General features: G+C 69.3%; 17 protein-coding genes and 1 riboswitch. Of the genes, 13 read left to right on the top strand and 4 right to left on the bottom strand.

Annotated elements, in window-relative coordinates:
• Nucleotides 1–74: 74 nt before the first annotated feature.
• Nucleotides 75–569: a DinB family protein gene (locus tag ABIE44_RS02790; protein ID WP_209722467.1), complete on the bottom strand. Its 495-nt coding sequence runs from the start codon at nt 567–569 to the stop codon at nt 75–77.
• A 65-nt stretch (nt 570–634) separates the two neighbouring features.
• Between ABIE44_RS02790 and ABIE44_RS02785 the strand changes: the two genes are divergently transcribed.
• The 5 genes from ABIE44_RS02785 to ABIE44_RS02765 all read left to right on the top strand — a co-directional run bounded on the left by ABIE44_RS02785 (nt 635) and on the right by ABIE44_RS02765 (nt 7014).
• The gene (locus ABIE44_RS02785) at nt 635–1699 is read left to right on the top strand and encodes an NAD-dependent epimerase/dehydratase family protein (RefSeq protein ID WP_209722470.1); all 1065 of its coding nucleotides are present in this window, start codon (nt 635–637) and stop codon (nt 1697–1699) included.
• Nucleotides 1700–1818: 119 nt separating this feature from the next.
• Complete coding sequence (gene gatC, locus ABIE44_RS02780) at nt 1819–2142, top strand: Asp-tRNA(Asn)/Glu-tRNA(Gln) amidotransferase subunit GatC (protein ID WP_209722473.1); 324 nt, start codon at nt 1819–1821, stop codon at nt 2140–2142.
• Nucleotides 2139–3644: an Asp-tRNA(Asn)/Glu-tRNA(Gln) amidotransferase subunit GatA gene (gatA, locus tag ABIE44_RS02775; protein WP_209722476.1), complete on the top strand. Its 1506-nt coding sequence runs from the start codon at nt 2139–2141 to the stop codon at nt 3642–3644. Before gatC ends, gatA begins: the two co-directional genes overlap by 4 nt.
• Nucleotides 3641–5143 (top strand): Asp-tRNA(Asn)/Glu-tRNA(Gln) amidotransferase subunit GatB, encoded by a 1503-nt coding sequence (gene gatB / locus ABIE44_RS02770; protein ID WP_209722479.1) that lies wholly within the window; start codon nt 3641–3643, stop codon nt 5141–5143. Before gatA ends, gatB begins: the two co-directional genes overlap by 4 nt.
• A 44-nt stretch (nt 5144–5187) precedes the next feature.
• A riboswitch (cobalamin riboswitch) is annotated at nt 5188–5306 on the top strand.
• Between the two features lie 64 nt (nt 5307–5370).
• Entirely contained in the window at nt 5371–7014 is a 1644-nt protein-coding gene (locus ABIE44_RS02765; RefSeq protein WP_209722482.1) for a prenyltransferase/squalene oxidase repeat-containing protein, read from the top strand.
• A gap of 7 nt (nt 7015–7021) precedes the next feature.
• Here ABIE44_RS02765 and ABIE44_RS02760 read toward each other — a convergent pair whose 3' ends face one another.
• The 3 genes from ABIE44_RS02760 to ABIE44_RS02750 all read right to left on the bottom strand — a co-directional run bounded on the left by ABIE44_RS02760 (nt 7022) and on the right by ABIE44_RS02750 (nt 9493).
• Complete coding sequence (locus ABIE44_RS02760; RefSeq protein ID WP_209722485.1) at nt 7022–8158, bottom strand: PQQ-dependent sugar dehydrogenase; 1137 nt, start codon at nt 8156–8158, stop codon at nt 7022–7024.
• 48 nt (nt 8159–8206) lie between these two features.
• Nucleotides 8207–9145: an alpha/beta fold hydrolase gene (locus ABIE44_RS02755; RefSeq protein WP_209722488.1), complete on the bottom strand. Its 939-nt coding sequence runs from the start codon at nt 9143–9145 to the stop codon at nt 8207–8209.
• Between the two features lie 105 nt (nt 9146–9250).
• Nucleotides 9251–9493, bottom strand: coding sequence for a hypothetical protein (locus ABIE44_RS02750; RefSeq protein ID WP_209722491.1), 243 nt, complete (start codon nt 9491–9493; stop codon nt 9251–9253).
• A gap of 162 nt (nt 9494–9655) precedes the next feature.
• Here ABIE44_RS02750 and ABIE44_RS02745 point away from each other — a divergent pair, with 162 nt between their 5' ends.
• The 8 genes from ABIE44_RS02745 (at nt 9656) to ABIE44_RS02710 (ending at nt 17015) form a co-directional block, all read left to right on the top strand.
• Entirely contained in the window at nt 9656–10735 is a 1080-nt protein-coding gene (locus ABIE44_RS02745) for a WD40/YVTN/BNR-like repeat-containing protein (protein ID WP_209722494.1), read from the top strand.
• 71 nt (nt 10736–10806) lie between these two features.
• Nucleotides 10807–12507, top strand: coding sequence for a dihydroxy-acid dehydratase (gene ilvD, locus ABIE44_RS02740; protein WP_209722497.1), 1701 nt, complete (start codon nt 10807–10809; stop codon nt 12505–12507).
• Nucleotides 12508–12559: 52 nt separating this feature from the next.
• Complete coding sequence (locus ABIE44_RS02735) at nt 12560–12982, top strand: VOC family protein (protein WP_209722500.1); 423 nt, start codon at nt 12560–12562, stop codon at nt 12980–12982.
• Nucleotides 12983–13018: 36 nt separating this feature from the next.
• On the top strand, nt 13019–13906 hold the full coding sequence (locus ABIE44_RS02730) for a DUF4253 domain-containing protein (RefSeq protein ID WP_209722504.1): 888 nt from the start codon (nt 13019–13021) through the stop codon (nt 13904–13906).
• A gap of 75 nt (nt 13907–13981) precedes the next feature.
• A complete protein-coding gene (locus ABIE44_RS02725; protein WP_209722507.1) occupies nt 13982–14419 on the top strand; it encodes a hypothetical protein in 438 nt (145 codons plus the stop codon).
• Nucleotides 14420–14430: 11 nt separating this feature from the next.
• Nucleotides 14431–15138: a DUF6308 family protein gene (locus tag ABIE44_RS02720; protein ID WP_354437792.1), complete on the top strand. Its 708-nt coding sequence runs from the start codon at nt 14431–14433 to the stop codon at nt 15136–15138.
• A 155-nt stretch (nt 15139–15293) separates the two neighbouring features.
• Nucleotides 15294–16322: a hypothetical protein gene (locus ABIE44_RS02715; protein ID WP_209722511.1), complete on the top strand. Its 1029-nt coding sequence runs from the start codon at nt 15294–15296 to the stop codon at nt 16320–16322.
• A 9-nt stretch (nt 16323–16331) separates the two neighbouring features.
• Nucleotides 16332–17015: a GNAT family N-acetyltransferase gene (locus ABIE44_RS02710; protein WP_209722513.1), complete on the top strand. Its 684-nt coding sequence runs from the start codon at nt 16332–16334 to the stop codon at nt 17013–17015.
• The last annotated feature ends 110 nt before the right edge of the window (nt 17016–17125 follow it).

The following is a 17125-nucleotide window of genomic DNA, read 5'->3' as shown; positions in this document are numbered from 1 at the left end:
TGATCGCTCCCTCGCCGATGCGCAGCTCGATCCCAGTACAGATGCCGTGGGCAGAAGATCCGGTTTGCACGGGTCTAGCGACTTTCTCCGCCGAGGATCTGCTCGCGCAGGATGTCCGCGTGGCCGGCATGCCGGGCCAGCTCCTCGATCATGTGCAGGTAGATCCAACGCAGCGACAGCGGGCCTCGCCTGTTGTGCCGGGCCAGGTCGTCCAAGGAGAAGCCGGCGGCGATCTCGCGGGCCTCGGCGCAAACCTGCTCGTACTCGGTGATCGTCGACTCCACCGTGTCCTCGTCGGTGAAGGAGAAGGTCGGGTCGACCTGCTCCGGCATCCCGAGCTCGGCGCGGGTTCTGCCCGCCAGCGCAACGTGGAACCACACCCGTTCGGCGAAGGCAGCGTGCTTGAGGAGCCCCAGCGGCGTGGTCAGCGAGGGCACCAGGCGACGCCGGGCCTGCTCCTCGGTGAGCCCGCGGACCGCCTCGACCAGCTCGGCGCGCGTGCTGTCGAGGAACTCCTCGAGCTGGACCCGCTCCTCGGCGATCAGGCTCGGCTCCCCGGAAGTCTCCATGGCGTGAGCGTAGTCACCCCTCGGGACGGTGTCGGCGGAGTTCTCCGGACCTCTAACCTCGGCGCATGAGCGCGAAGAGCACCACGATCGATCCGACCAAGCCCGTCCTGGTCACCGGCGGCAGCGGGTACGTCGCGAGCTGGGTCGTCCGGTACCTGCTGGAGGACGGCTACACCGTCCGGGCGACCGTGCGCGACCCGAAGAAGCCGAAGGGACTCGAGCACCTGCACGCGCTGTCCGAGGCGCACCCCGGCAGGCTCACCCTGCACCGGGCGGAGCTGCTGGAACCCGGCAGCTACACCGGGGCGATGACCGGCTGCGAGCTCGTCATCCACACCGCCTCGCCGTTCCTGCTCGGCAAGGTCCGCGACCCGGAGAAGCAGCTGATCCGTCCCGCCGTCGACGGCACCCGGAACGTGCTCGACAGCGTCAACGAGCTCGACACGGTCAAGCGGGTGGTGCTCACCAGCAGCGTCGTCGCGATCTACGGCGACAGCGCCGACATGCGCGGCAAGGACCAGTTCACCGAGGACGACTGGAACACCACCAGCACGGCCACCCACCAGGAGTACTCCTACTCCAAGACCGTCGCCGAGCGCGACGCCTGGGAGTACGCCGGTGCGCAGGACCGCTGGGACCTGGTGACCATCCACCCCGGTCTGGTGCTCGGCCCCGCGCTCACCAAGGTCAGCAAGTCGGGCTCGATGGCCACCATGAACCACTTCACCGACTTCTCGCTCGCCACGGGTGCACCGGCGCTGCAGCTCGGCGTGGTCGACGTCCGCGACGTCGCCCGGGCGCACATCGCCGCCGGGTTCACCCCGTCCGCGCACGGCCGCTACATCACCAACTCCGAGACGATGAGCATGCTCGGCATCGGGCAGGTGCTGCGGGAGAACTTCGGCTACCGGCCGTCCTTCCCGCTGTTCGAGGCACCGAAGGCACTGATCCGGCTGGCCGCGCCCGTCGCGGGACTGACCCGCAAGTACGTCGACCTCAACGTCGGCTACCCGCTGCGCTTCGACAACTCCCGCACGGTCGCCGAGCTGGGGATCGACTTCCGGCCGGCCGCGGACTCGGTGGTCGAGCACTTCCAGCAGATGATCGACGACGGGCTGGTCAGGGGCTGAGCCCAGTTCCGGTCATCGAGCCTGCCGAGATGCGGTGAGGGGCCTGCGGTCGGTTCCGGTCATCGAGCCTGCCGAGATGCGGTGATAGGGCTGCATCCCCGGCCACTAGGATTGTCGGCATGCCTGAAATCCCTGGATCGAGCCGAGTCGAGATCACCCGTGACGAGGTCCGGCACCTGGCCGATCTCGCCCGGATCGACCTCGACGACGCCGAGCTCGACCACATCGCCCCCCAGCTCTCCGTGATCCTGGAGAGCATCGCCTCGATCGCCGAGGTCGCTGCTGCGGACATCCCGCCGACCTCGCACGCGATCCCGCTGACCAACGTGTTCCGTGACGACGTGATCGTCCCGAGCCTGACCGCCGAGCAGGCGCTGTCGGGCGCCCCGGCGAGTGAGCAGCAGCGCTTCTCCGTCCCGCGGATCCTGGGGGACGAGCAGTGAGCCTCTTGACGAGGAGCGCGGCCGAGCTGGCCGACGCCCTCGCCGCGGGCGAGACCACCAGTGTCGAGCTGACCCAGCTGTGCCTGGACCGGATCGCCGCGGTCGACACGACCGTCCACGCCTTCCTGCACGTCGACGCCGAGGGCGCACTCGCGCAAGCGGCTGCCTCTGACGCCCGTCGCGCCGCCGGCGAGCTCGCCTCACCGCTGGACGGCGTCCCGATCGCGGTCAAGGACGTGCTGGCCACCGAGGGCCTGCCGACCACCTGCGGCTCCAAGATCCTCGAGGGCTGGATCCCGCCGTACGACGCGACCGTGGTCGCGAAGCTCAAGGAAGCCGGTCTTCCCATCCTGGGCAAGACCAACATGGACGAGTTCGCGATGGGTTCCTCCACCGAGCACTCGGCGTACGGTCCGACCCGGAACCCGTGGGACACCGACCGGATCCCCGGCGGTTCCGGCGGTGGTTCGGCGGCCGCCGTGGCCGCCTTCGAGGCGCCCCTGGCGATCGGCACCGACACGGGCGGCTCGATCCGCCAGCCCGGCGCCGTCACCGGCACGGTCGGGTTGAAGCCGACGTACGGCGGCATCTCCCGCTACGGCCTCGTCGCGATGGCGAACTCGCTCGACCAGGTAGGCCCGGTCACCCGGACCGTCTTGGACTCCGCCCTGCTTCACGAGGTGATCGGCGGGCACGACCCGAAGGACTCGACAAGCATCGACCAGCCCCTCGCGGCGTTCGCCGAGGCCGCCCGCACGGGTGCCGCCGGTGACCTGGCCGGCGTCCGCGTCGGGGTCATCACCGAGCTGGGCGGCGAGGGTTACCAGCCCGGCGTCCAGCAGCGCTTCGACGAGGCGGTCGCGCTGCTCGTCGGCGCCGGCGCCGAGGTCGTCGAGGTGTCCTGCCCGAGCTTCGTGCACGCGCTCGCGGCGTACTACCTGATCATGCCGAGCGAGGCCTCCTCGAACCTGGCCCGTTTCGACGCGATGCGCTACGGACTCCGGGTGGTCCCCGAGGGCGACCCGAGTGCGGAGGACGTGATGCGCGCCTCCCGGGACGCCGGCTTCGGTGACGAGGTGAAGCGCCGCATCATCCTGGGCACCTACGCGCTGTCCAGCGGCTACTACGACGCCTACTACGGCCAGGCGCAGAAGGTGCGCACGCTGATCAGCCGCGACTTCGACTCCGCTTTCGAGAAGGCCGACGTGCTGGTCAGCCCGACGGCGCCGACGACAGCCTTCAAGATCGGCGAGAAGCTGGACGACCCGTTGGCGATGTACCTCAACGACATCGCCACGATCCCGGCGAACCTGGCCGGCGTCCCCGGCCTGTCGCTGCCCGCCGGGCTGGCACCCGAGGACGGCCTCCCGGTGGGGTTCCAGATCCTGGCCCCCGCGCTGGCCGACGACCGGCTGTACCGGGTCGGCGCCGCGCTCGAAGCACTGTTGGAGAAGAGCTGGGGCGGACCGCTCCTCGCGCAGGCACCCGAGGTGGCCCGATGACCGAGCTGATGTCCTACGACGACGCGATCGCAGCGTTCGATCCCGCGATGGGCCTGGAGGTCCACGTCGAGCTGAGCACCCGCACCAAGATGTTCTGCGGTTGCTCGGTCGAATTCGGTGCCGAGCCGAACACCCAGACCTGCCCGACCTGTCTCGGCCTGCCGGGCTCGCTCCCGGTCATCAACGGCAAGGCCGTCGAGTCGGCGATCCGCATCGGTCTCGCGCTGAACTGCGAGATCGCCGAGTGGTGCCGGATGGCCCGGAAGAACTACTTCTACCCGGACATGCCGAAGAACTTCCAGACCTCCCAGTACGACGAGCCGATCGCCTTCGACGGCTACCTCGACGTCGAGGTCGACGGAGCCGACGGGCCCGAGGTCTTCCGGGTCGAGATCGAGCGCGCGCACATGGAGGAGGACACCGGCAAGTCGCTGCACGTCGGCGGTGCCACGGGTCGCATCCACGGTGCCGACTACTCGCTGGTCGACTACAACCGTGCGGGAATCCCGCTCATCGAGATCGTTACCCGCCCGATCCTGGGCGCCGGCGCAAAGGCGCCCGCGGTGGCTCGCGCGTACGTCGCGACGCTGCGCGACCTGCTGCTCGGCCTGGACGTCTCCGACGTCCGGATGGAGCAGGGGTCGATGCGCTGCGACGTGAACCTCTCGCTGTCCCCGAAGGGGTCGGGCACGCTCGGCACCCGGACCGAGACCAAGAACGTGAACTCGTTGCGTTCGGTCGAGCGTGCGGCCCGCTTCGAGGTCTCCCGCCAGGCGGCCCTGCTGAGCGCGGGGGAGTCGATCCTCCAGGAGACCCGGCACTTCCACGAAGACACCGGGGAGACCACCTCGGGCCGCGAGAAGTCCGACGCCGACGATTACCGCTACTTCCCGGAACCGGACCTGGTCCCGGTCGCCCCGAGCCGGGAGTGGGTGGCCGAGCTCAAGGCGGCCCTGCCCGAGCCGCTGCGCGACAAGCGCGCCCGGTTGCAGGCCGAGTGGGGCTACACCGACCTGGAGATGCGCGACGTTGTCGCGGCAGAGGCGGTCGGCCTGATCGAGGAGACCGTCGCCGCCGGTGCGTCCCCGCAGGCAGCCCGCAAGTGGTGGGTCGCCGAGCTGACCCGACGGGCCAACGAGGACGGCGTCGAGCTGGCCGCGCTGCCCATCACGCCCGCGCAGGTGGCGGCGATCCAGGCGCTCGTCGACGCCGGCACGATCAACGACAAGCTGGCCCGGCAGGTCTTCGACGGCGTCCTCGCCGGCGAGGGGGAGCCGGACGCGGTCGTCGCTGCCCGCGGCCTGGCCGTGGTCTCCGACGACGGCGCCCTGGGCGAGGCCGTCGACCGTGCGATCGCCGCCAACCCGGACGTCGCGGACAAGATCCGCGACGGCAAGCACGCCGCTGCCGGTGCGCTGATCGGTGCGGTGATGAAGGACATGGGCGGGCAGGCCGACGCCGGGCGCGTTCGCGAGCTGATCCTCGAGAAGCTGGGTTAGGCCCTGGGTTAGGCTCAGGCGTCCTCTGCTGAGGACACCTCACAATTCCATCTCACGTCCGTGGTGGGGAAAGCCGGTCCGAGTCCGGCACTGACCCGCAGCCGTAGGTCGCGCACGCAGGTGCGCGACGAGTCGGAACGCCCGCCACGCGACGTCCTCGCACCAACGCTGTCGTGGAAAGCAGCGGGCGGCTGACTGCCTCCCGTTCATGCAGCGGGAAGGAAACCATGTCTCTCGTCTCCCGACGTCTGGGCGCGCTCGTCGCGGCCTCGGCGCTCACCGCCACCGGGCTCACCCTGGCGGCGCCCCCGGCCCAGGCGGCTGCGGACCCGCGTCCGCTGGACCAGGCCATCTCCTACCTGAAGAACCAGCTCGTCGACGACATCATGCTCAACCCGGCCTTCGGCGGGATCGAGGACTACGGCCTCTCCGCCGACGTCGCGCTGTCGCTCAAGGCCCTCGGCAAGGAGCCCGAGACGGTCAAGGCGATCGGGAAGGCCGTGCGCGAGCACTACTACAGCTGGGTCACCGACTACGACTCCGGGTTCGGCAACCCCTCCTCGCCGACCGAGCTCACCGGCTCGATGGCCAAGGCGCTCGTCCTCTCCCAGGTCGCCGGGTCGGACCCGAGCGTCTACCGGGACAAGGTGCAGGCCGACATCGAGGACAACCTGTACCAGGGCGCACCCCTGACGGGACGCATCCGCAACATCAACGACTTCGTGTACCCGCCGCCGGACTTCAACCCCGTCCCGGGAGACAACGCCAACGTCTTCGGGCAGTCCTTCGCTGCCCGGGCACTGGTCCTCGCGGACTCCGACGACAAGGCGGCCGTGCTGGACTTCCTGCTCGACCAGCAGTGCGCCGACGGCGGCTTCCGGGAGAAGTTCGACGCCTCCGACGACCCCAACCAGGAGTGCGGCGCCGGCGACACCGCGACGTACGGCGACCGGATCGGTGCCACGGCCACGGCGGTGATCAACCTGCAGGCGATCGCGAGCGAGCCGGGCGTCAACGTGACGGCTGCGCTGGCGAGCGCCCGCGCGTGGCTCGTGACCCAGCAGAACGCGAACGGTTCCTGGGGCACCGGCACCGGCAACGCCAACAACACCGGCCTCGCCGCGCAGGCGCTCGGCGAGACGGCTGACACCGCCGAGGCGGCCCAGTGGCTGCGCGACTTCCAGGCCAACGACACCGACGCGTGCACCGGGTTGAAGAAGTTCGTCGGTGCCGTCGCGCTCGACGAGGACACGCTGACCGACGGCCGCAACGAGGGCGTCCCGCTCACCGCCGTGGGCACCTGGCAGCGTTCGACGAGCCAGGTCCTCTACGGCCTCTCGCTGGTGCAGGCAGGTCCGGCGGTCACGCTGAACCTCACCGGCCCGAACGGCTACCAGCGCGGTGGCTCGCCGGCCACCTACCAGGTCTCCGGTGCGGCCGCCGGTGCCAAGCTCTGCACGACCGTGGCGAACAACTTCAAGGCCGGTGTCGCCAACGCGTCGGGCTCTGCCTCCATCGCGCTGCCGCTGCCGAGCAGCACGGCGAACCGCACGGTCACGGTGGTCGACAAGGACGGCAACACCGACACCGTCGTCACCAAGGTGCTCGGTCCCGCGAGGTTCACCCTCCTCAAGAAGAAGAGCAAGGTGACGAGCGGCAAGTCGGTCACGGTCATCGTCTACGGCCTCGCGCCGGGCGAGAAGGTGACCGTCTCGGTCAAGGGCGACAAGGTCTCGGGCGTCGCCACGGCTCAGGGTCGGTTCGCCGCCAAGCTGAAGCCGAGCAAGAAGGTCGGCAAGAAGACCATCAGGGCCGTCGGCCAGTTCCCCGACCGCACCGGCTCGACGACCGTCAAGGTGGTCAAGAAGTAACCGGCAGCTAGGAAGTACCAGGGTCGACCAGCAGGATCTGGTCGTCGCCCTCCTGTGGGTCACCGCGTCCGTCCCGGTTGGACGTGGTGACCCACAGGCGTCCGTCGGGGGCGGCGACCGCCGTACGCATCCGGCCGTACGTGCCGACGAAGAAGCCCTTCGGGTTCACGGCCTTCGCGCCGTCCACCGTCACCCGCCACAACCGTTCGCCCTTGAGCGAGGCCATCCAGAGGTGGCCGTCGAGGAACGCGAGGCCTGAGGGCGACGCGTCGTCGGTGCGCCACTGCTGCTGCGGGTTGCGGTAGCGGCTGTTGCTGCCCTTGCCCTCGACGCGGGGCCAGCCGTAGTTCTCGCCCGCCGTGATCAGGTTCAGCTCGTCCCAGGTGTCCTGGCCGAACTCCGAGGCCCAGAGGCGTCCGGCGTCGTCGAAGGCGAGCCCCTGGACGTTGCGGTGTCCCAGGGTCCAGATCGGCGAGGACGGGTCGGGGTTTCCCGGAGCGGCCTTGCCCTCGGTGGTGATCCGCAGGATCTTGCCGCCCAACGAGTCCGGGTCCTGGGCGAGCGTGGGTTCGCCCCTCTCGCCGGTCGAGACGTAGAGGAAACCGTCCGGTCCGAAGGCGAGGCGGCCGCCGTCGTGGATGTAGCCGTTCGGGATCCCGGTCAGGATCGCCTTCGTCGACCCGAGCCGGCCGTCCTCGAAGCGTGCTCGCAGCACGCGGTTGTCGCGGTCGGTGGTCGTGTAGAGAAAGACGGTCCGGTCCTCCTCGAAATCCGGGGAGACCGCCAGCCCGAGGAGCCCGGCCTCGCCCTCGGCCCGGGTCTCGTCGACGGTGCCGACCTCGGTGACCGACTCACCGCTGACCTGCAGCACCCTGCCGTTGTCCCGCTCGGTCACCAGGGCGGACCCGTCCGGGAGGAAGCCGATGCCCCAAGGAGCCTCGAGGCCTGTCGCCACGGTGCCGAGGACCTTCGGCGCGCGGACGGGGGCGAGCGTCGTCCCCGACTCGGTCGCGGTCGGGGTCGGGTCGGTCGCGTACGACCCGGGCGCAGGAGTGGGGGAGTCCTCGTCGGGATCGGCGCCGCAGGCGACGAGTGCCAGCAGCAGGGGAGTGAGAGCAAGGCTGGTGCGGAGTCTGGGCGCCATTCCTCGAAAGTACCTGCCGCCGAAACCACCCGCGGGGCGTCGAACGGCTCAGAAGAGCGTCCCGCGGTCGGGGACCCGGTCGAGCAGGCTCAGCAACAGCTCGTGCACCTCGTCGGGTTTCTCCATCGCGACGAAGTGCGACGCGTTGAGCTCGGTGTACTCCGCGCCGTCGATCCGCTCGGCCGCCGTGCGCATGTCCTCGGAGGAGGCGAGGACGTCCCAGCGTCCGGCGACGAACGACGTCGGCACGTCGATGTTCCGCAGCGAGATCCGCAGGTGCTTCGAGGTCTGGACGGCGAGGTGCATGTACCACTCGACCGGGGTCTGGAACATCTCCCGGACGGTCTCGGCGGTGAGTTCGGGGTCGGCCACCGGGAGCATGAACCCGGTGTGGCTGAGGAAGGTGACGACCTTCGGGCCGACCGGAGCGCGGCGGAAGAACTGGCTCGTCAGCGGACCGGTGAGCCGCATCAGGCGGGCGGCGTTGACGGTGAGCGCCGCTCGCGCCCAGCGCGGTACGCCGAGCGGCGCGAGCATGGAGGAGAAGGTGCCCCCCGGCACGCCGGCGACGGCGAACAGGCCGTCGACCCGGTCGGGATGCAGGGTGGCGAGCTCGAAGGCGGTGTTCACGCCCATCGACCAGCCCATGACCGTGCAGGACTTCACGCCGGACGCGTCGAGCACCGAGGCCGCGTCCTCGACGAACGCGTCGATGCCGACGTGGTCGCGGTCCGAGGGACGCTCGGAACCGCCCGTGCCGCGGTGGTTCCAGGAGATCACCCGGACCCCGCACTGCGGGTCGAGCAGAGCCGGCCACGCGTACGGATTGGTTCCCAGCCCGTTGCACAGCAGGACCGTCGGTCCGGCGACGTCGTTCGTCCAGGCCACCAGCTCGGTTCCGTCCTTGGCGGTGACCTTGTAGTAGCGCAGCGCGAGCCCCTCGTCCGGTTCGGGGACGAGGTGCAGGGGCGCGACTGAGGCGGACATGTGCTGAGTTTCCCCCAGGCCCTCTGCGTAAGGGGGCTTTCGTGCTCGATCTCACGCGGTGCGGGAGCGGTCACGCGGACTGCGGGAACTCAGGTCAGGTGGGTTTCAGCTGACGTGCCGCGCGGGCGCGGCGGTCGTCGTGGTGGTGCTCTGGTCGGCGATCTTGGTGGCGGTCTGGACACGTCGGGCCAGGTGGGCCGCGACGAACTCCTCGACCTCGACACGTTCGATCCGGCGGGCGGTCAGGACCGTGCACGCGGCCATCGCGTTGCGGCGCGCCTGCTCCTGGCTGCTGGTCGACCAACGTGCGACGAGGCCCAGCGGCGACGTGGCGAAGATGCTGCTCATCCGGATTCCTCCCTCTTCGGTGGTGGTGCTCGAGAAACTCCCTCTCGAGCCACCCACGATGGCAGTCGTGGGCGACAGGACGGTTCCGGGTGTGTGACGAGTGTGTGAACTACGTCTCACAGATGTCTTGAGGCGCAGCTCTGCGGGGGTCATGCTCGGACCATGACGACCACGATCCTGATGGTGGGTACGCGCAAGGGGCTCTGGATCGGCACCGCCGCCGATCGGCGTACCGGCTGGACCTGGACCGGTCCGCACTTCGACATGATGGAGGTGTACTCCTGCATGGTCGACCCCCGCGGCGGTCGGACCCGGCTCTACGCCGGCGCATCGTCCCCCTGGACAGGACCCCAGATCCAGGTCTCCGACGACCTCGGCGCGACGTGGCAGCCCACCGGGGGAGCGCACTTCCCCGAGGACGTCGACGCCTCGGTGGAGCGGATCTGGCAGCTCGTGCCCGGCACCCGCGACGGAGTCGTGTACGCCGGCACCGAGCCCGGGGCGGTGTTCCGCTCGGACGACGACGGAGCCACCTTCCAGCTCGAGCGCGGCCTGTGGGACCACCCCGAACGCACCGAGTGGGGGGAGGGGTTCGGGGGTCAGGCGTTCCACACGATCCTGCCGCACCCGCACGACCCGGAGTCGGTGACGGTCGCCATCTCCACCGGCGGCTGCTACCAGACCGCGGACGGCGGGGCCTCCTGGCACGCCCGCAACGCCGGCATCCGTGCCGAGTTCCTGCCCGAGGGCCAGCAGTACCCGGACTTCGGGCAGTGCGTGCACAAGATCGCCCGGCACCCGTCCGCCCCGGAGCGCCTGTTCCTGCAGAACCACGGGGGTGTCTACCGCTCCGAGGACCACGCGCTCAGCTGGCAGTCGATCGGGGACACCCTGCCCTCGGACTTCGGTTTCCCGGTGGTCGTCCACCCGCACGAGCCGGCCACGGTCTTCGTCTTCCCGCTGGGCGCCGGTGACGGTCGGTACCCGCCGGAGGCCCGTGCCCGCGTCTGGCGGTCCCGCGACGCCGGTGACAGCTGGGAACCCCTGGACAGCGGACTGCCGCACGACTTCTACGTCGGCGTGATGAGGGACGCCATGACCGCCGACACCCACGAGGTGCCCGGGCTCTACCTCGGCGCTCGCAACGGGGCGGTCTGGGGTTCGGCAGACGCCGGGGACACGTGGCAGCAGCTGGTCGCGAACCTCCCGGACGTGATGGTGGTCCGCGCAGCGACGGTCTGAGCCGGCGCCGGCGGGTGCCGAGGGGCGAAACCCCTGTGCAGTGCCCTGGGGCTGTCGTAGAGAATGGAGACATGACAGATCTGTCCTCCGGGACCCACGACATGAAGCCCCGCTCCCGCGATGTCACCGACGGCCTCGAGAAGGCCGCCGCGCGAGGGATGCTCCGGGCCGTAGGCATGGGGGACGACGACTGGGTCAAGCCGCAGATCGGCGTCGCGTCGAGCTGGAACGAGATCACCCCCTGCAACCTGTCGCTGGACCGGCTGGCCAAGGCCGTGAAGAACGGCGTGCACGCCGCCGGCGGCTACCCGCTCGAGTTCGGCACGATCTCCGTCTCCGACGGCATCTCGATGGGCCACGAGGGGATGCACTTCTCGTTGGTCTCGCGCGAGGTCATCGCGGACTCGGTCGAGACCGTGATGATGGCCGAGCGGCTGGACGGCTCGGTGCTGCTGGCCGGCTGCGACAAGTCGCTGCCCGGCATGCTGATGGCCGCCGCCCGCCTCGACCTGGCCAGCGTGTTCCTGTACGCCGGCTCGACGATGCCCGGCAGCGTGGACGGCCACGACGTCACGATCATCGACGCCTTCGAGGCCGTCGGCGCGTGCCTGGCCGGCAAGATCACCCGCGAGGAGGTCGACCGGATCGAGAAGGCGATCTGTCCGGGCGAAGGTGCCTGCGGCGGCATGTACACCGCCAACACGATGGCGTCGGTCGCCGAGGCCCTGGGCATGTCGCTGCCGGGGAGCGCGGCGCCGCCGGCGGTGGACCGTCGACGCGACGGCTTCGCGCACCGTTCCGGCGAGGCCGTGGTCAACATGCTGGCGAACGGCATCACCGCCCGCCAGATCATGACCAGGGAGGCGTTCGAGAACGCGATCGCCGTCGTGATGGCACTCGGTGGTTCCACGAACGCCGTCCTGCACCTGCTGGCCATCGCCCGCGAGGCCGAGGTCGACCTGACCATCGACGACTTCAACAAGATCGGCGACAAGGTCCCCCACCTCGGGGACCTCAAGCCGTTCGGCAAGTACGTGATGAACGACGTCGACAAGATCGGTGGCATCCCGGTCGTGATGAAGGCTCTGCTCGACGCCGGCCTGATGCACGGGGACACCTTGACGGTGACCGGCAAGACGATGCGGGAGAACCTCGAGGCGCTGAACCCGAAGCCGCTGGACGGCGACGTGCTGCGCCAGATCAACGAGCCGATCCACGCGACCGGCGGCATCACCATCCTCAAGGGCTCCCTGGCTCCCGAGGGCGCGGTCGTCAAGAGCGCCGGCTTCGACGACACCACCTTCACCGGCACCGCTCGGGTCTTCGACGGCGAGCGGGCCGCTCTGGACGCGCTAACCGAGGGCAAGATCGTCGCGAACGACGTCGTGGTCATCCGTTACGAGGGCCCCAAGGGCGGACCTGGCATGCGCGAGATGCTGGCGATCACCGGAGCCATCAAGGGTGCCGGTCTGGGCAAGGACGTCCTGCTCATCACCGACGGCCGCTTCTCGGGCGGTACGACCGGTCTCTGCGTCGGCCACATCGCGCCGGAGGCCGTGGACGGCGGGCCGATCGCGTTCATCCGGGACGGCGACCCGATCACCCTCGACGTGGCCAACAAGACCCTCGAGGTCACCACGGCCGACGGATCCGACTCCTGGGAGGCGCGGAAGGTGGGCTGGGAGCCGAATCCGCCGAAGTACACCCGCGGGGTGCTCGGCAAGTACGCGAAGGTCGTCCAGTCGGCGGCCCACGGCGCCGTCTGCGGCTGACAGAGGGCGGGAGGCCCGACCAGTTGTCGGTCGCGCGAGGCACAGTGGTGGCATGGAACAACGCCTCAGCTTCGTGACCCTGGCCGTCGCCGACCTGGAGAAGACCTACGCGTTCTACGTCGACGGCCTGGGCTGGACGCCCGAGCTGCACGTGCCGGACGAGGTCCTGATGATCAGGGCCGGCGACGCCCTGGTGCTCTCGTTCTGGGCCGAGTCCGGCTTCGAGGGCGAGGTCGGTCCGATCCGGCGGGGGAGCGGTCTCGCCCCGATCACACTCGCGCACAACGTCCGCACCGAGGCCGAGGTCGACGAGATCCTCGCCCTGGCCGCCTCGATCGGGGCGGACCCCGTCGGCGTGGGCGAGAAGCGCGACTGGGGCGGCTACACCGGCTACTTCGCCGACCCCGACGGCTTCCGCTGGGAGATCGCCTACAACCCGGACCCACGGCTGGAGAGCATCGTCCTGCCCGACTAGCGGTGATCTGTCGTGGGCGGCCCCTACCTTCGCGACATGAACTTCCTGCCGACGGTCGATGCTCGTCCAACCTCGCAAATGGAAGACGTGCGGCCTGCGGCGCTCCACCCGTCGCTTTGGGCAGCGTCGCGACCGACCTCCGCGACCCTGGACAACCTCCTCCTTCCCGCAGGAACCACCGTTCACGGTAAAGCGGGCCAGCTCCTGGCATGGGAGTCAGCGCCGGCATCGCCGACCGAGATCGGGGCGTTGTGGCTCAGGTGCGCGAAGAGCTTTCCGGCGACTGGCCTCTGGCCCGTTTGTGACTACCCGTGGCCGATCGAGCCGGAGCGGCGTTGGCAGCACACGCGCGGGAACGACGGGTCCTTGGTCTGGCGAGACCCGTACGCCCTTCCGGTCGACGTCTACGGCGCAGCCGAATTGCCGGACAGGGATGGACAATTCGACGACCGGGGCGAACCGGAATCCTACCGGCGTTTGATGGAGGACTTCGGGATCACCGAGACCGAGATGATTCCGGCCGCAGCTGCAGCGTTGCCGGACGACCCGCTTGCTCGGTTGGTGGCACCGGTCGGTCATGAGCGCCTCACCCTTGTCGCGTGTCGCCGGCCTGCGGATGCCAGTCTCGTTCTCGACTTCGGGGTGGCGAACGACGATGCGACCCCGGGAATCTTTGCCGGAGTCGTTCGCTCGTGGGAGGAACGCTTCGGCGTCGTCCCCGTGATGCTCGACCCCTCTTGGACCGCGTTCCAGGCCGTTGCTCCGCCGACAGAGGACGTCCAGGTTGAGCGATTGAGCGCTGAGATCTTTGCGTTCGCCACAGACACCGCTCTTCAAGGCGGGTTCCACATCCAGAACATGGCCCACGAGGCCAGTGCCAAAGACATGGCCCGAAGTCGAGAATGGCTCATCTGGTGGGATTGACGAGCGCATCTTCCTGCCGGAGGGGTCGAAATCCTCGCCCGAGTGTGTGTCGGGAGGTCGACCTAGTTTCGGTGCATGCTCAACCTTGAACACGAACAGCTCACCATGCCCGACGGCATCGAGGTCGACGTCGGAATCGCCCCACTGCTGCGCTCCCTTTGGGAGCTCGGCCTCCGCACGAGCTACTCGTGCCAGGGCACCTCGCCTCCGGAGCCCGGTGGGGACGGGCGCGAGAGCTACATCTCGTTTCCCGACGCAGCCGACGGATCGAGGTTCTTCGCCGAGACCTTGGAGGCCCTCTCGGTTCCCGGACGTGTCGCGCAGATCAAGGTCTCGGTCCAGTTCGGGTCGAAGCCGCCGCGACCGGGCCGCGAATACCTCAAGTCCGGCTCGCCGGTGGTTCTGGAACTCAGTCTGAATCCGTCCGTAAGCGAGCGAAGATTGCGCGGCTGTGTCAGGTTCGACCCCGACCTCATGCCTGAGATCGAGGCAGCGTTCGGCAGAGAGGCATAGTGTCCGATTGCATGAAGCTGCCCGAGTGTTTGTTGCCCGGGGCGGAGGAACGAGCGGTGCAGGTTCTCCGCGCCTACTACCGACCGCACCAGGGTGCCCGAGGCTATACAGGGGCTTTGTTCGACGGATTTGATCCAAACGCCAGCAGGACGGCCAATGCCAACTGTTTCACCTCAGACGATCTGATCGCGGTCACCTTTCTTTCGGTCGATGTCCCGCCGCTCGCTGCGCACGAAATCCTGGTCAATCAGCGGGCCAGGTTCAGCGCACTACTTGACCATCTCAAGCCCGACCTCGACTTCGCCGACGTCCCAGATGTTTCTGAAGATGCGTTCTGGCCTGCGTGGGACCTGTGGCGGGCATTGATTGACGTACATGGTCTCGGTCCGACTACTGTCTCGAAGCTCATGGCGCGGAAGCGTCCGAGGCTGATCCCGATCTTCGACAGTGTCATCAAGCAGTATGTACTTGGGGGTCGAAGCGATCACTGGGATGCGATGCATGGGGCCCTCAACAGCCATCATGCAAATGGAGAGACCCTGGCGGAGTACCTCCGGCGACTGCACGCCATGGCTGGAATGGCGCCTGACGTCACTTCGCTGAGGGTGTTCGACGTACTCGCGTGGATGGAAGGCACTGGAAACACCGCTCGAAGGCGATCGCGGGCAGCGGCATTTAGGCGCCATCGCCCCGGCGTTTCCGCACTTGCTCAGACCTGACACCTCCCGCTGACCGGGCGTCGTGCACCGCGAGGAGAACCAATCGCCGGCGAAGGTCGTCCTTCTGCAGGTGCTCGCCGAGCTCGCCGAGCTGGCGGTCGGCTGATCCGTGCGCCCGATTCGCCGTCCTTGGGGCGCTGGTGTCGAATGGGGGCGTGGACAAGCCCGGGGAACGTACGCCGCTGATCGAGCGGACCGTGCCCGAGGACTGGATCCAGATCTACCTGGCCGTGCTGGCCCTGGTGGCCCTGCTCCTGGTCGCCGGCGGCGTCGGTGCCGAGGACCGTGCCGACGCGCGCGCAGCGGATCGTGCGTCGACCGGCACTCCGCAGCGCCCCGGTGACGCGCCCGACCCGAAGCCCGCCGCGCCCACCGAGACGGTGCCCCCGCCCGGGCCCAGCGGCCTGCCCCGCGGTGCGAGGACGATCTTCGAGCCGAACCGCGTGCTGGTCGCGTACTACGGCACGGCCGGCACCGCGTCCCTCGGCGTCCTCGGGGAGTCCTCACCGGAGAAGGTCATGCCGCGGCTGGCAAAGGCTGCGAAGGAGTTCGCCGTCGGGGGCCGCACGGTGCAGCCGGTCTTCGAGCTGATCGTCACCGTCGCCCACGCCGGCCCGACCGACGAGGGCGACTACAGCACCGAGATCGACAGGGACGACGTCCGTCGCTACATCGACGCAGCGCACCGGCACGGCGTTCTGCTGCTGCTCGACCTGCAGCCCGGCAAGGCCGACTTCCTGAAGATCGCCAAGCGCTGGCAGTGGGCGCTGGAGGACCCGTGGGTCGGGCTGGCGCTCGACCCGGAGTGGCGGATGAGCCAGGGCGGCGTGCCGGGTCAGCGGGTCGGCTCGGTGGGTTCCGACGAGGTCAACCGGGTCTCCGCGTGGCTGGCAAACCTGACCTCCTCGAAGGCCCTCCCGGAGAAGATCTTCCTGCTGCACCAGTTCCGCGCCGACATGGTCCGCGGCATCGAACGGGTCCAGCCCCGCGCGGGCCTGGCGATGGTGCAGCACGTCGACGGGTACGGCACCCCGCGGGAGAAGCTCGCGACATACCGGGCGCTGGTGCGGCCGCGGCAGTTCCACCTCGGCTTCAAGCTGTTCTACGACGAGGACGTGCCGCGGATGACGCCCGCCCGGGTGCTGCAGATCAACCCGAAGGTGTCCTTCGTCAGCTTCCAGTAACTTGGCCGCATGCTGAACGAGTTCGGCCAGCCGATCGGGCACCCCGTCGACTGGACACCACGCCCGCCGGTCGAACCGATCACCCTCGTCGGCGAGCACTGCCGACTCGAACCGTGGTCCGGCGCCCACCTCGAGGACCTCTACGACGCCGCCGTACGCCGGTCGCCGGCCAGTCTCTGGACCTACCTCGCCACGCCGCCGCTCGACGAACCCGCCGGCCTGGGCGCCTGGCTCGACGGGCTGGCCGCCGACCCCGGGGCCGTGCCGCTGACCATCTGCCGGCCCGACGGGCGCGCGGTCGGCACGGCGTCGTACCTGCGGCTGGACCACGCGAACGGGTCGGTCGAGGTCGGCGCGATCGCCCTGGCCGCCGAGCTCCAGCGGACCCGCGCCGCCACCGAGGCGATGTACCTGATGATGCGGCACGCCTTCGACGACCTCGGCTACCGCCGTTACGAGTGGAAGTGCGACTCCTGCAACGGTCCTTCCCGCGCCGCGGCTCAGCGACTGGGCTTCACCTACGAGGGCACCCACCGCAACGCGGTGGTCTACAAGGCGCGCAACCGGGACACCGACTGGTTCTCGATCACGGGGGAGGAGTGGCCCGCCGTCCGGGACCGCCTCGAGACCTGGCTGGCGCCGGAGAACTTCGACGAGGACGGCCGCCAGCGGGCACCGCTCCGCCGACCGTGACCCGACCACCAGTCGGGACGGACATCCCATATGCTGGGACCCGTGGCAATACCGGTTGAGACCGGCACGGTCCGAGAGGCACTATGTACCCATGCGTTTTGAGATTCTTG

Source organism: Marmoricola sp. OAE513 (assembly GCF_040546585.1).
In the GTDB taxonomy this organism is placed as follows: Bacteria; Actinomycetota; Actinomycetes; order Propionibacteriales; family Nocardioidaceae; genus Marmoricola.
This window is presented reverse-complemented; position numbering and strand designations above follow the sequence as displayed.

Bases quoted from the DNA above. Each gene is read 5' to 3' on its own strand.
- ABIE44_RS02790 (WP_209722467.1), bottom strand. From the start codon at position 569: ATGGAGACTTCCGGGGAGCCGAGCCTGATCGCCGAGGAGCGGGTCCAG.
- ABIE44_RS02785 (WP_209722470.1), top strand. From the start codon at position 635: ATGAGCGCGAAGAGCACCACGATCGATCCGACCAAGCCCGTCCTGGTC.
- gatC (WP_209722473.1), top strand. From the start codon at position 1,819: ATGCCTGAAATCCCTGGATCGAGCCGAGTCGAGATCACCCGTGACGAG.
- gatB (WP_209722479.1), top strand. From the start codon at position 3,641: ATGACCGAGCTGATGTCCTACGACGACGCGATCGCAGCGTTCGATCCC.
- ABIE44_RS02765 (WP_209722482.1), top strand. From the start codon at position 5,371: ATGTCTCTCGTCTCCCGACGTCTGGGCGCGCTCGTCGCGGCCTCGGCG.
- ABIE44_RS02760 (WP_209722485.1), bottom strand. From the start codon at position 8,158: ATGGCGCCCAGACTCCGCACCAGCCTTGCTCTCACTCCCCTGCTGCTG.
- ABIE44_RS02755 (WP_209722488.1), bottom strand. From the start codon at position 9,145: ATGTCCGCCTCAGTCGCGCCCCTGCACCTCGTCCCCGAACCGGACGAG.
- ABIE44_RS02750 (WP_209722491.1), bottom strand. From the start codon at position 9,493: ATGAGCAGCATCTTCGCCACGTCGCCGCTGGGCCTCGTCGCACGTTGG.
- ABIE44_RS02745 (WP_209722494.1), top strand. From the start codon at position 9,656: ATGACGACCACGATCCTGATGGTGGGTACGCGCAAGGGGCTCTGGATC.
- ilvD (WP_209722497.1), top strand. From the start codon at position 10,807: ATGACAGATCTGTCCTCCGGGACCCACGACATGAAGCCCCGCTCCCGC.
- ABIE44_RS02735 (WP_209722500.1), top strand. From the start codon at position 12,560: ATGGAACAACGCCTCAGCTTCGTGACCCTGGCCGTCGCCGACCTGGAG.
- ABIE44_RS02730 (WP_209722504.1), top strand. From the start codon at position 13,019: ATGAACTTCCTGCCGACGGTCGATGCTCGTCCAACCTCGCAAATGGAA.
- ABIE44_RS02725 (WP_209722507.1), top strand. From the start codon at position 13,982: ATGCTCAACCTTGAACACGAACAGCTCACCATGCCCGACGGCATCGAG.
- ABIE44_RS02720 (WP_354437792.1), top strand. From the start codon at position 14,431: ATGAAGCTGCCCGAGTGTTTGTTGCCCGGGGCGGAGGAACGAGCGGTG.
- ABIE44_RS02710 (WP_209722513.1), top strand. From the start codon at position 16,332: ATGCTGAACGAGTTCGGCCAGCCGATCGGGCACCCCGTCGACTGGACA.